The sequence below is a fragment of the Nonomuraea dietziae genome (assembly GCF_014195505.1).
GTDB lineage: Bacteria > Actinomycetota > Actinomycetes > Streptosporangiales > Streptosporangiaceae > Nonomuraea > Nonomuraea roseola.
Genome location: NZ_JACIBV010000001.1, coordinates 6,158,419 through 6,171,064, shown reverse-complemented (window position 1 = coordinate 6,171,064; position 12,646 = coordinate 6,158,419). Strand labels below are relative to the sequence as shown.

Genomic DNA, 12,646 nt, shown 5'->3' with positions numbered 1-12,646 from the left:
GTCCCCGAAAGCCGGCGTGCGCGCTATGGGCGCCACAGGGAGCGCGCGCCGTCCGGCTGAGCTACTGACGCAGTTGTATCACCACTGCGAGTAGCCCGGAGGATCGGAAAACTCGGCGGTAGCGAGGGTTGGGACCCCAGCATCGGATCAAGAAGGCGGGTGACAAGTCCGGACATAGAGAGGGTGGATTTCCGAAATTCCGCCGACGTCTCCCAGACGATCGACCGCTCCCCACCGGCCCGTTACAACGGCTCGGAAAACAAATGCCACGGGCCGGGGGTTCAGATTTTCCGGTTGCGGGATATGCGCTTGACCGCTCAGGCCGACAGAAGAGCGTCCTGTACGGCGGTCTCGAACGGGAATCGGTCGGCGAAGGCGGGTCGCAGGTCGGTCAGCCACACGGCCCGAGGGTCGTAATGAGCGAAGAACGGCCTTCCGACCAGTGAGGGATCCCGCGCCTGGATGAGATGGAGCACGAAGACCTTCTGCCCGGCGATCTCGGTGACGCCGTCCACGCAGACCTTGCCCGGCGTCGCGGACATGGAGGGCCCCCGCACCGTACGGCAGAGCCCGGACACCGACGCGTACGCGTCCCTGAAGACCTCGTACGCCTGGGCGAGCGGCACCGCGAAGTAGTCCTGCGGCCCCGTGTCCCGCTCGACGAACATGTAGTAGGGGATCATCCCCATCCCGAGCTGGCGCCGCCACATCGACGACCACACCTCGGGATCGTCGTTGATGGACCTGATCAGCGGCGCCTGGGTGCGGATGGTCGCCCCCGAGGAGATGATGCGCGAGACCGCCTGCGACACCAGCGGTGAGTCGAGCTCGCGCGGATGGGAGAAGTGGGCCATGAACGCCAGGTTCTTGCCCGCCGCCTGCACCTGCTCGAACAGCCGCAGGGTGTCGTCGGCGTCGGGGTCGGTGGTGAAGCGCTGCGGCCAGTAGGCCAGCGACTTGGTGCCGATGCGGATGGACTCCAGCTGCCCGACCTCCAGCAGCGGCTCGACGTAGCGCCTGAGCACGGACTCACCCATGATCATGGGGTCGCCTCCGGTCAGCAGCACGCTGGTGACCTCGGGATGCGCGCGCAGGTAGGACAGGAGCTGCCCGACGTCGTCGGAGGCGAACTTCAGGTCGGCGTCGCCCACGAACTGCGCCCACCTGAAGCAGTAGGTGCAGTAGGCGTGGCACGTCTGCCCCTGCTTGGGGAAGAACAGCACGGTCTCGGGATACTTGTGCTGCATGCCGGGCACAGGCTCCATGTCGATGCGCGGCACGTTGAGTGAGAGTTGCCCCGCCGGATGCGGGTTGAGTTTCATCCTGACCTTGTTGGCCTCGGCCTGGATCTCCGCGTTGGGCGCCTCGGCCTTCAGCAGGTCGGCCAGCCTGTCCACGTCAGGGGCGGGAAGCATGTCCGCCTGCGGGAAGACCAGGCGGTAAATGGGATCGTCGGGTGCGGCCGACCAGTCGATGAGTTCATCCACGACGTAGGCGTTGGTCCGAAAGGGCAGCACGGTAGCCACCGCCCTCACCTTCAACCGCTGCGCCTCGTCCAGCTCCGTACGCTGCAGCAACTCTTCGAGGTGCTTGGAGGTGTACGCCTTGAAGCGCCGTGTTCCCGCTTGGTTCAAGATCACTAGGCCTTTCCCATCTTTTTTGTTCGATCGGATGTAAACCTGTGGACCCTGTGGCGCGTCTACGGGTCCTTATACCCGGACGCGGCACAGGCCACTTCTGGTTCCGCCGTGGCCCAAGTTTCTGTCGAGATTCAACCACTCGCGACATATCTCGATTGGACATAGACTGGCGGACTGTGACCGACGACGCAGTTCTGCGAGCCGCCGACTCCGACCGCGACCGCGTGGCGGCCGTGCTCGGGGAGGCCCTCGCCACGGGCAGACTGACCAGCGTCGAGCACGCCGACCGGCTGGATGCCGCCTACTCGGCCAAGACCGTCGGCGAGCTCGCCCCCATCATCCACGACCTTCCGGACATCTCGACCACTTCTCGGCCCGCCCTGGTCGATCAGCAGACCGTCAGAGCGGTCTTCAGCAAGGTCATCAGGAAGGGACGGTGGGTCGCCTCCCGCCACACCACGCTGAGCGCGACCTACGGCGCCCTCATCGTCGACCTGTCCGATGCCGTCCTACCCGGCAGGGAGATCACCCTGACGGTCAACGCCTACGCCGCCAAGCTCATCATCCGCGTCCCCGACGACGCCGAGGTCATCGACGAGGTGGCCGCGCTGTTCGCCAAGCGTCAGGTCTCCGGCGGAGCGGGCAGCGGCGGGCCGGTGATCAGGGTCGTCGGAAGGGTGACCTTTGGAAAGGTCGTCGTGGCCCGCGGGGTCACTGACTGGAATCTCGCATAACAACCATACGATTCGAACTGTGCCAGACTCCGAACCGCCGATAGCGCTCGACGCCATGGGCGGTGACCATGCGCCGCACGAGATCGTGGCGGGCGCCGTCCATGCGGTCAGGGAGCGCGGCCTGCCGATCGTCCTCGTCGGCTCCCCCCGCGTGCTCTACGAGTCACTGGCCGACCACGACGCCACCTCCGAGATCCCGATCATCAGGGCCGAGGAGGCGCTGGCGATGGACGAGGGCGCCCTGGCCAGCCTGCGCCGCCCCCGCTCCAGCATCGCCGTGGCCTGCCATTTGCTGAGGCGCGGCGACGCCTCCGCCGTGGTCTCGGCCGGCTCCACCGGCGGTGTCGTCGCCACGGGCAAGCTCAGGCTCAAGACCCAGCAGTCGGTGATCAGGCCCGCTCTCGCCGTCGCCCTGCCCACCAGGCCCACGCCCACCATCCTGCTCGACGCGGGCGCGAACGCCGAGGTCAAGCCGGAAATGCTGGTGCAGTTCGCGCATCTGGGCTCCGCCTACGCCGAGACCGCCTACGGCCTGGAGACGCCCCGCGTCGGCCTGCTCACGATCGGCTCCGAGCCCGAGAAGGGCAACAAGCTCGTGAAGCGCGCCCACGAGTTGCTGAGAGCCACCCCCGGCATCCACTTCGTCGGCAACGTCGAGGGCCACGACCTGCTCTCGGGCACGGCCGACGTCATCGTGACCGACGGCTTCACCGGCAACATCGCGCTCAAGACGATGGAGGGCGCGGTCCGCTACGCCTTCACCGAGCTCAGCGAGACCATCACCGCCAGCCCGATGGCCAGGATGGGCGCCCTCATGCAGCGTGGCAGGCTCAAGGACCTGTCCAGAAGGCTCGACTCCGAGGCGTACGGCGGCGCGGCCCTGCTCGGCCTCAACGGCACGGTCGTCGTCGCCCACGGGGCGTCGAAGGCCGCCTCCGTCAGCGCGGCGTGCGAGCTGGCCGCCACCCTCTCACGCAAGGGCATCGTCGCCAGGATCGGCGAACGGCTCTCCACGGCGCCTCGGCCCCACCGGCTATGGTGATCGTCACCACGGCATTCGGGGGGATCGTGTGGAGGGCCTCACGTCCGCGCAGGTAGCGGCCGCCAAGACGAACGACGTTCCGCGCCGGACGAGCAGATCGCTCTCGGCGATCATCAGGGCCAACGTCCTCACGCTGTTCAACCTCGTCATCGGCGTCCTGTGGGCGCTCATCCTGATCTTCGGCGAGTGGCAGGACAGCCTGTTCGGCCTGGTCATCGTGGCCAACGCGATGATCGGCATCGTCCAGGAGCTGAGAGCCAAGCGCACGCTCGACCGGCTCGCCGTGGTGAACGAGGCGCCGGTCACCGTCCGCAGGGACGGCAGGGACCAGCAGATCCACTCCAGGCACATCGTGCTCGGCGATCTGATCCTGCTCGGCCCGGGCGACAGGCTGCTCGTCGACGGCGAGGTCGTCGCCTCCCAGGGGCTGGAGATCGACGAGTCACTGCTCACAGGGGAGGCCGACCCCGTTCGCAAACAGCCGGGAGACCAGGTGCTGTCGGGCAGCTTCGCGGTCGCGGGCTCGGGCGCCTTCACCGCCACGAGGGTCGGCGAGGACGCCTACGCCGCCCAGCTGACCGAGCAGGCCAGCGCCTTCTCCCTCGCCCACTCCGAGCTGCGCGACGGTGTCACGAAGTTCATCAAGTACATCACCTGGCTGGTCATCCCGATCGGCGCGCTACTGCTCTACAGCCAGGTGCGCAACGACGAGGACTTCGGCTCGGCCATCACGGGGGCGGTCGCCGGCATCGTCACCATGATCCCCGAGGGCCTGGTGCTGATGACGAGCATCGCCTTCGCCGTCGGCGTCGTACGGCTCGGCCAGCGCAACGCCCTCGTCCAGGAGCTGCCCGCGATCGAGGGCCTGGCCCGAGTGGACGTGCTCTGCCTCGACAAGACGGGCACCCTGACCGCGGGCGGCATGGAGCTCGGCGAGGTGATCAGGCTGCGCGACGACGCCCCGATCGACGACGCGCTCGGCGCCCTCGCCCACGCCGACTCCCACCCCAACGCCACCGCCCAGGCCATCCAGGCCGGCTACGCCTCACCGCCTGGCTGGACCGCCACCGAGCTGGTGCCCTTCTCCTCGGCGAGGAAGTGGAGCGGCGCCACCTTCGACGGCCACGGCTCCTGGTCGCTCGGCGCACCCGACGTGCTCCTCTCCCCCGACCACCAGGCGTACGGCACCGCCGCCACCCTGGCCGCGACCGGCGCCCGCGTGATCGCGCTCTGCCGTACGGAGGAGAACGAGCCTGTCGCGCTGATCACGCTCAAGCAGCGGATCAGGCCCGACGCCCACGAGACCCTCCAGTACTTCGCCGCCCAGGGCGTCACCGTCAAGGTCATCTCGGGGGACAGCCCCGACGCGGTCGCCGCGATCGCCACGGCGCTCGAGATCCCCGGCGGCGAGCGGGCCGTGGACGCCAGGACCCTTCCTCCGGACGACCAGGAGAAGCTCGCCGAGATCCTCGAGGACAACACCGTCTTCGGCAGGGTCACCCCTCAGCAGAAGCGGCAGTTCGTGGCGGCCCTGCAGTCGCGCGGTCACACGGTGGCGATGACCGGTGACGGCGTCAACGACGTTCTCGCGCTGAAGGACGCCGACCTCGGCATCGCGATGGGCGCGGGCAGCCCCGCCACCAAGGCGGTGGCCCAGGTGGTGCTGCTCGACGACAGGTTCGACAGCCTGCCCGAGGTCGTGGCCGAGGGACGCAGGGTGCTCGCCAACATCGAGCGGGTCTCCAACCTGTTCCTCACCAAGACCTTCTACGCGATCGCGCTGTCACTCGTGGTGGGCGTGCTCGGCGTCATGTTCCCCTTCGCGCCCAGGCACTCGACCCTGGTCAACGCGCTGACCATCGGCGCTCCCGCCCTCTTCCTCGCCCTCGCGCCGACGCTCGAGCGGGCCGAATCAGGGTTCGTGCCGCGGGTGCTGCGCTTCGCCGTACCGGCCGGGTTGATCACCGCCGCCGCGGTCATGCTGTCGTTCTGGGCCGGCGGCGGCGACCGCACCTCGGCCGTCGTCACGCTCTTCATCGTCACCTGGTGGATCCTGGCGCTCGTGGCCAGGCCGCTCAGGCCGTGGAAGGTCCTGCTGATCGGCGTCATGGCCGTGCTGTTCGCGCTGGCCCTCGCCGTCCCGTTCACCAGGCAGTTCTTCGCCCTCGGAGCCGGCGGCTGGGCGGCCGTCGCCATCGGCGCGGTCGCCGCCGCTGCGATCAGCGCCGCAGTCAAGCTCACCGGTACCCTTAGAACATGACCGACCCGCAGATAGTGCTCACCGAGCGCGTCCAGCAGGCGCTGGCCAACGCGTTCGGTTCCGAGTACGCCGACGCAGACCCGCTGATCAGGCCCTCCCAGTTCGCCGACTTCCAGGCGAACGTCGCGATGAGCCTGGGCAAGCGCCTGCGACGAGCACCGCGGGAGGTCGCCCAGGCCATCGCCGACCAGCTCGCCGACTTCCCCGGCACGGTCGAGGTCAGCGGCCCCGGCTTCCTCAACATCACCCTTGACCCGGCCTGGATCACGGCCGAGGCCACCGAGATGCTCGCCGACCCCCGCACGGGCATCGGCACGGCCACCCCGCCGCAACGCGTCGTGATCGACTACTCCGCGCCCAACGCGGCCAAGGAGATGCACGTCGGCCACCTGCGCACCACGATCGTGGGCGACGCCATGGCTCGCATCTACGAGCACCTCGGCAGCACCGTCGTGCGCCAGAACCACCTCGGCGACTGGGGCACGCCGTTCGGCATGCTCATCGAGCACCTGCTCGACATCGGCGAGGAGGCCGCGGTCGCGCAGCTCGAGGCCGGCCAGGGCACCGAGTACTACCAGGCCGCCCGCGCCAAGTTCGACAGCGACGAGTCGTTCAAGACGCGCTCCCGCCAGCGGGTCACCACGCTCCAGTCGGGCGACCCCGAGACCATGCGGCTGTGGCACGTCTTCATGGAAGCCACCATCCGCTACTTCAACAAGGTCTACGAGATGCTCGGCGTCACGCTCACCGACGCCGACATCGCGGGCGAGAGCATGTACAACTCGATGCTCGAGAAGACCTGCGACGACCTCGAGGCCATGGGCGTCGCGGTGATGAGCGAAGGCGCGCTGTGCCTGTTCCCTCCGGGCTTCACCGGCTCGGACGACAAGCCGCTCCCGCTGATCATCCGCAAGAGCGACGGCGGCTACGGCTACGCCTCCACCGACATGGCGGCGATCCACTACAGGGTCGACGACCTCAAGGCCGACCGCATCCTCTACGTCGTCGGCGCCGACCAGGCGCTCCACTTCCGCATGGTCTTCGCCGCCGCCGAGCAGGCCGGATGGCTGCCCGACTCGGTCTCCGCCGAGCACGTCCAGATCGGCATGATGCTGGGCAAGGACGGCCGCCGCTTCAAGACCCGCTCCGGCGAGTCGGTCAAGCTCATGGAGCTGCTCCAGGAGGCGGTCGACCGCGCCGCTGTGATCATCGCCGACCGAGGCTACGACGAGGAGACCAAGGGCGAGATCGCCCACGCGGTGGGCATGGGCGCGGTCAAGTACGCCGACCTGTCGATCAGCCACGACAGCGAGTACGTCTTCGACTTCGACCGCATGCTCAACTTCGCCGGCAACACCGGCCCCTACATGCAGTACGCCACGGCGCGGATCCGCTCCATCTTCCGCAAGGCCGGGGTGGAGCCGGCGTCGGCTCGTGGCCCCATCGTGCTCGGCGTGCCGGCCGAGCGCGCGCTCGCGCTGCACCTGCTCGGGTTCGGCGCGGTCGTCGACCAGGTCGCGGCGCTGGTCGAGCCGCACAGGCTCAGCGCCTTCCTGTTCGAGACCGCCAGCCTCTTCAGCACGTTCTACGAGGAGTGCCCGGTCCTCAAGGAGGGCGTCGACGCCGAGACGCGGGCCTCCAGGCTCGCCCTCTGCGCGCTGACCCTGCGTGTACTGGAAACCGGCCTGGAACTCCTGGGAGTCCCCGTTCCGGACCGTATGTAAGGGATGGGCGCGCCTCCCCATGGTTGGCGCGCCCCCCGGCTAGGCTTTACGCGGTCATGAAGTGAGGCCGACATTGGGGGAGTTCTCGACCTTGGCAACGGAACTGAGCGCAAGTCCGCCAGCCACGACTGAACTCCACCGCTACACAGAGGCTCTGCTCGCCAACCTCGCGGCCAACGGCACCGCGCCCTCGATGACCCCGGCCTTCCAGGACATCCCCGGCTTCTGGCTGCCGCCTGCCGTCCAGGCGCTCGTCGCGATCCTCACCGGCGACGACCCCCTCGAACCGCTGACCACGGCCGCCAACCGCGACCAGCGCAACACCGCCCTGTTCCTCTGCCTCGCCCTGGCCGTCGCCGGGCACGGCGACCGCATCCACGCCTCCTGGCTCGGCACCGCCTTCGGCGAGCTGTCGATGGACCACCCCGTCAACCACGGCCAGCGTGCGCTGTGGCTGGCCGCCGCCAGAGGCGCGTACGGCCCGGCCGGCAAGATCTTCGTCCTCCGCAAGCTCGACGCCCTGGCCATCCCCACGCAGGCCGACACCGCGCAGTGGCTGCAGGCCCTCGCTCCCGGCGAGCCCTCGGTCGTGGTGCCCGCCGCCCTCGTCGACTTCCCCGAGCTGGCCGAGATCCCCGAGCTGGCCAGGCCCGCCCAGGGCCGCCGCCCGCCTGTCCAGGCTGCGCGCCCGCTGCGCCGAGATCACCATGACCAGGCAGGCCGAGCACGACTCCCGCACGCCGCTCACCAACTCCGCCGCCACTCCGGCCACCGCTTGGGCGGAGGAGGAGCCCCTGGCCGTGCTCCGCTCGCTGGCGGGTCTCGCCGGCCCCTCGGGCCCGATGGGCTCGCTCATCGGGCACCTGCTCGACGACCTCCGGCCCGGCTCCGACCCCTACCTGGCCGCGATCGCGCTCCATGTCGCCGCGCCGATCCTGCGCGAGGTCGCCGCGGAGCTGGAGGCCGACACCCAGCTCACGCCGCCCGACTCCATCACCGTCCCCGTCCTCGGCCACCGCCTGGTGCTGTTGCCGGAGGGGCCCGACCCCGAGTCGATGGCCGCCGCCGAACGGGCGATCATCATCGACGGGATCCCCGAGCGCCGGCCGCCGTGGCTGGCCTACCTGCTCATGGCGCTGTGCGTGGCCCTGGTGGCGGGCGCGATCGTGGCGTGGTGGCCGCTGGCCGTCCTGGGGGTGGCCAGCGCGGGCCTGGGCGCCTGGCGACTGTGGGAGCTCCAGCAGGCGCGCCGCTCCGACGAGGCCTACGTGGAGACACGGCTCGCCGAGCTCAAGGACCTCGCGGACGGGGCGATCTGGGCACTGCACGCGTACGCCCGCGAGGCGGACGATCGGGCCAAGCAGGCCGCCGAGGACTCCGCCGGCCTCATCCGCCTCCTGCGCCGCGGCCCCCGCGCCGCCTAGCCGCTCTTCCCGCGGTGTCGCTTCCCGCTATCTGAGGTGTGCGGCCGGTTCTATCTGGAGGTGTGCGGCCGGTTCTCTGGGGGGTGCGGCCGGTTCGTCGCCCCATGGACAGAGCCCGCGCCTCGCGCGCCCGGCCTCGTCATGCGGCCCGGCCTCGTCATGCGGCCCGGCCTCTGCGTAGCAGGACCGCACCCGCGGTGGAGTCGCCCGCCGCTCCACAGGACCCGGCAAGCGCCCACCCGAGCAAGCGGCAGCGCCTGCGGACACACCAGACCAGCCCCCCAGCCGGCCCAGCGTACGCTCACAGAGCGACCCTCACGGGCCGCCGCTTGACTCAGGTGTTCTCGATCTCCACGTGCGCGGGCGCGAGCAGGAACACCCGGTCCGCGATGCGCTCGATCCGACCCTCGCACCCGTAGGCCAGCCCGGCCGCGAAGTCGACCATCCTGGTCGCCTCCGGCATGGGCATGCCGGTGACGTCCATGATGACGGTCTGCCCCTCACGGAAGTGCTGCCCGATCATTGGTGCGTCGTTGTATTTCAGCGGCTGGACCATCACGATCCGCGACGACTCGACGGTGGCACGCCACCGCTTCGCGGCACGCTCCGAAGCCGGCACGTACTCATCTTCGTACTGCTCGTCTTCGTAGCCGTCGTCGTATTGATCGATCCCGCCCAGGCCAAGGTAGCTCACCACCTTGCGCACTGCCCCCATCGGCTTGTCCTTTCCTCAGGAACTCACCGTAATCGGCACGTCCCTACACATTGGACGGTAACCGACGCTTCGGCGTTCGCCATGCGACACGCCCAACACATATTCCATTTTGTACGGCAAGCGTCCCGGTTTCGACTGGATATCGCCGCCTATATCATCGACCACATGCGCCTGTTCACGGTCGATGCCTTCACCGACACAGCATTCCACGGTAATCCTGCCGCTGTCTGCCTCCTCAACGAAGGCGCTTCCGACACCTGGATGCAGTCTCTGGCGACCGAGATGGGCCTGTCGGAGACGGCGTTCCTGCTCGGTAATTCGCTGCGCTGGTTCACTCCGGCGGTCGAAGTATCGCTGTGCGGTCACGCGACGCTGGCCACGGCTCATGTGCTCTATTCCACAGGCGCGGCCACCGGAGCGCTCCATTTCGAGACGAAGAGTGGAATCCTCACCGTGAATCCATCCGACGACGGACTGATCACGATGGATTTCCCGACCAAAGAAGTGACGCTTGCCACAGTTCCTGACGGCCTCGAAAAGGCACTTGGAGCTGCGGTGGTGAGCGTGAGCCGCAGCCAGCTCGACCTGCTGGTGGAGCTCGAATCCGAGGAGAGCGTGCGCTCCCTCAGGCCCGACATTCCGGCTCTCGAATCCGTGGACGCCAGAGGCGTGATCGTCACCGCCCAGGCCGCTTCCTCCACCGCCGCGGACTACGTCTCCCGCTTCTTCGCGCCACGCGTCGGCGTGGCCGAGGACCCGGTCACCGGCTCGGCCCACTGCGCCCTCGCTCCGTACTGGTCCGCCAGGCTCGGCCGCGACTCCCTCCTCGGCGCCCAGCTGTCGGCAAGAGGCGGCCTGGTCCGCACCACCCTCCGAGGCGACCGCGTCGACCTGGCCGGCCACGCGGTAACGGTGATGGAGGGCACCCTGCTCCTCAACCCCTGAACAACAGCCACCCCGTCTCTCAGGCAGGAGGTCGCAGCCACCCAGTTCCCCAAGCCAAGAACCACGGGAACGCTCCCCCACGAACATGAGCTCGCCGGCACGCTGTTCCTCAAGCCCTGAGCCACAGGCACGCTGTCCCCCGGGCGTGAACTCGCCAGCACGCTGTCCCCCGGGCGTGAACTCGCCAGCACGCTGTCCCCTGGGTGTGAGCTCACCAGCACGCTGTTCCTCAAACCAAGCACCACCGGCACGCAGCCCCCTGGATGTGCCCTCGCCGGCACGCTGTTCCTCAAGCCCTGAGCCACGGGCACGCTGTCCCCCGGGCGTGAGCTCACCAGCACGCTGTTCCTCAGACAAAGCACCACGGGACCGTTGTCCCTTGAGCGTGAGCTCACAGGCACGCTGTTCCTCGGGCCGTGGGCGGAGGCGCGGAAAGTGCCCCTCCGCGTCTCGGCGATCGCTCCCACAAGACCACTTCACTCGCACCTCCGACGCTCCCTCACGAGAGCCTCCTCCGACCCACACCTTCAGCGACCCGCCCCGAGAGCGCTCGCCCTCCGCGCGGTGGTGACCGCTCACGCGGAAGGATCTCCGTCCCGCGCCGTCGGTCACTGCCCGCAAAGACACCTCACATTCCTCGCGAACGACGATTCGCGTAGAAAACCTCCATCCAGTGCGATCACTCTTTATGAGACGCTCTCTCCCGCGGCTTTGTTCAGATCTCGCCAGCAAACCAGCCAACACCCAAGCCCTCCTCCCGATCGCCCTCCCACTCGGCGACGACCTCCAGCCCATCAGCGCACCTGCCCTACCCCGAGACCCGCCTCACCGGCGCACCGCCCACTTGGGGGCGATCTCCAGCCCATCAGCGCACCGGCCGCCGTACCGAGGGAACCGGGCCCACCTGACCGGTCGCCTCTCTCACTCGGGCAGCAATTACCAACCCGTCAGCGGACCGGCTGGCACCCAAGACCTCCCACTCGGCGGCGGCCTCCAGCCCATCAGCGCACCGGCCGCCGTACCGTGGGACCCAGACCCAGCGCGCCGGTCGCCTCTCTCACACGGGAAGCAATCACCAACCCCGTCAGCGGACCGGCCGGCACCCAAGACCTCTCCCGATCGCCCTCCCACGCGGGGGCGATCTCTCGCCCATCAGCGCACCAGCCGTACCCCCAGGGCCCAGGCCCACCTCGCCGGTCGCCCCTCGATGCCAGCGTCGATCACTAGCCCGTCAGCGGACCGGTCAGCACCTCGAGACCCGCGTCCCTGTCGCCTTCCCACACCAACAGCTCATCGGTCATCGGCAGCCGGCCCCACAACATCAGCAAGAGGTGGGCCGCCTTACCGGACACCTTGGCAACGGGAGCCCCCGGCCCGTACGTCCACGACGGCCCTGTGTCGGTCGCGTCGAGCCGCACCGCGTTCTCAGGCGGACGCGTCCGTCCCCGGACGACCTGTCGTGGTGCGATCGTGTCGAACACCTCAGCCACCCCCTCGCTCGCCAATTCCGGATCGAGGATGCCGGCCGTACCCAGAGCGTGTTCGGCATCCCACCGGTGCACAAGCGCCTCGAGACACCGGCGCCGCCGCCAGAACCCCACCGTGCCGGGCGGATGGAACGTCCACGCCTCAGCCGACGGATCACCGTCCAGTGCCTCAAGCAAGGTCACCGACGCATGGTCGAACCACCGAAGCAACCCGTCGCGATCTCTCGGAGCAGCCGGAGCCACATAATCACCCCGCCCCTCCCTGACCGCCACAGCCGCCCACAGATTGGACCCACCCAGATGCTCGGCGAGATCGCGGAGCGTCCAGTCACCGCAGTGCTCGATCGGCGCCTCGAGATCGACGTCCAGACACGCTCGAAACGCCATCAGCTCACGATGCAGGTGGGAGAGAAGATCTTGAGAATCCATGCCAGGCAACCTAACCGAGCCCTCTGACAATCTTGAGATCATGTCCCTTCTCCACCAGCAGGACTAGTGACAGATCGAAGACCACACAGTCAGCGGCGCTCTCCAACTGGAGCAACTGCTCGTCACCATCGGTTCCCCGAACTAATCGGTCACCAGACGCTCAATCATCGGATGCCCGCCCAAACCGATCGCCAGCGCGGCGGCCTGACGTCACCCGCGACCGACGTCACCTGCCCTCTCCTCCGA

10 protein-coding genes are annotated in these 12,646 nt (G+C 68.7%); 6 read left to right on the top strand and 4 right to left on the bottom strand.

Annotated elements, in window-relative coordinates; translation table 11 throughout:
* Positions 1-317: 317 nt before the first annotated feature.
* Positions 318-1,640: a KamA family radical SAM protein gene (locus tag FHR33_RS29620; RefSeq protein ID WP_183654501.1), complete on the bottom strand. Its 1,323-nt coding sequence runs from the start codon at positions 1,638-1,640 to the stop codon at positions 318-320.
* 176 nt (positions 1,641-1,816) lie between these two features.
* Between FHR33_RS29620 and FHR33_RS29615 the strand changes: the two genes are divergently transcribed.
* Genes FHR33_RS29615 through argS form a run of 4 tightly spaced genes read left to right on the top strand, consistent with a single transcriptional unit; the run spans position 1,817 to position 7,400 of the window.
* On the top strand, positions 1,817-2,374 hold the full coding sequence (locus FHR33_RS29615) for a DUF1707 SHOCT-like domain-containing protein (protein ID WP_312895776.1): 558 nt from the start codon (positions 1,817-1,819) through the stop codon (positions 2,372-2,374).
* Complete coding sequence (gene plsX, locus FHR33_RS29610; RefSeq protein WP_376773299.1) at positions 2,364-3,416, top strand: phosphate acyltransferase PlsX; 1,053 nt, start codon at positions 2,364-2,366, stop codon at positions 3,414-3,416. Before FHR33_RS29615 ends, plsX begins: the two co-directional genes overlap by 11 nt.
* A gap of 28 nt (positions 3,417-3,444) precedes the next feature.
* Positions 3,445-5,676, top strand: coding sequence for an HAD-IC family P-type ATPase (locus FHR33_RS29605; protein WP_312895775.1), 2,232 nt, complete (start codon positions 3,445-3,447; stop codon positions 5,674-5,676).
* Positions 5,673-7,400 carry an arginine--tRNA ligase gene (gene argS / locus FHR33_RS29600; RefSeq protein ID WP_183654497.1) on the top strand — a complete coding sequence of 576 codons (1,728 nt, stop codon included), beginning with the start codon at positions 5,673-5,675 and terminating at the stop codon, positions 7,398-7,400. The genes FHR33_RS29605 and argS overlap by 4 nt, the downstream gene beginning before the upstream one ends.
* A 46-nt stretch (positions 7,401-7,446) precedes the next feature.
* Here argS and FHR33_RS50690 read toward each other — a convergent pair whose 3' ends face one another.
* On the bottom strand, positions 7,447-8,109 hold the full coding sequence (locus FHR33_RS50690; protein ID WP_246452183.1) for a hypothetical protein: 663 nt from the start codon (positions 8,107-8,109) through the stop codon (positions 7,447-7,449).
* On the opposite strand from FHR33_RS50690, the gene FHR33_RS50685 reads away from it, so the two are divergent.
* Complete coding sequence (locus tag FHR33_RS50685; RefSeq protein WP_246452182.1) at positions 8,108-8,824, top strand: hypothetical protein; 717 nt, start codon at positions 8,108-8,110, stop codon at positions 8,822-8,824. The two genes, FHR33_RS50690 and FHR33_RS50685, sit on opposite strands and share 2 nt — an antisense overlap.
* 334 nt (positions 8,825-9,158) lie before the next feature.
* On the opposite strand, the gene FHR33_RS29590 is transcribed toward FHR33_RS50685, so the two are convergent.
* Positions 9,159-9,539: a cell division protein SepF gene (locus FHR33_RS29590; protein WP_183654494.1), complete on the bottom strand. Its 381-nt coding sequence runs from the start codon at positions 9,537-9,539 to the stop codon at positions 9,159-9,161.
* Positions 9,540-9,704: 165 nt separating this feature from the next.
* On the opposite strand from FHR33_RS29590, the gene FHR33_RS29585 reads away from it, so the two are divergent.
* Complete coding sequence (locus FHR33_RS29585; RefSeq protein WP_183654491.1) at positions 9,705-10,484, top strand: PhzF family protein; 780 nt, start codon at positions 9,705-9,707, stop codon at positions 10,482-10,484.
* Between the two features lie 1,223 nt (positions 10,485-11,707).
* Here the strand turns inward: FHR33_RS29585 and FHR33_RS29580 are convergent.
* Positions 11,708-12,400, bottom strand: a complete 693-nt coding sequence (locus FHR33_RS29580; RefSeq protein ID WP_183654488.1) for a maleylpyruvate isomerase family mycothiol-dependent enzyme — start codon at positions 12,398-12,400, stop codon at positions 11,708-11,710.
* Positions 12,401-12,646 lie beyond the last annotated feature (246 nt).

Excerpts from the sequence above, each read along its gene's own strand:
- FHR33_RS50685 (WP_246452182.1), top strand. The coding sequence starts at position 8,108 with ATGACCAGGCAGGCCGAGCACGACTCCCGCACGCCGCTCACCAACTCC.
- FHR33_RS29585 (WP_183654491.1), top strand. The coding sequence starts at position 9,705 with ATGCGCCTGTTCACGGTCGATGCCTTCACCGACACAGCATTCCACGGT.
- FHR33_RS29590 (WP_183654494.1), bottom strand. The coding sequence starts at position 9,539 with ATGGGGGCAGTGCGCAAGGTGGTGAGCTACCTTGGCCTGGGCGGGATC.
- argS (WP_183654497.1), top strand. The coding sequence starts at position 5,673 with ATGACCGACCCGCAGATAGTGCTCACCGAGCGCGTCCAGCAGGCGCTG.
- FHR33_RS50690 (WP_246452183.1), bottom strand. The coding sequence starts at position 8,109 with ATGGTGATCTCGGCGCAGCGGGCGCGCAGCCTGGACAGGCGGGCGGCG.
- FHR33_RS29580 (WP_183654488.1), bottom strand. The coding sequence starts at position 12,400 with ATGGATTCTCAAGATCTTCTCTCCCACCTGCATCGTGAGCTGATGGCG.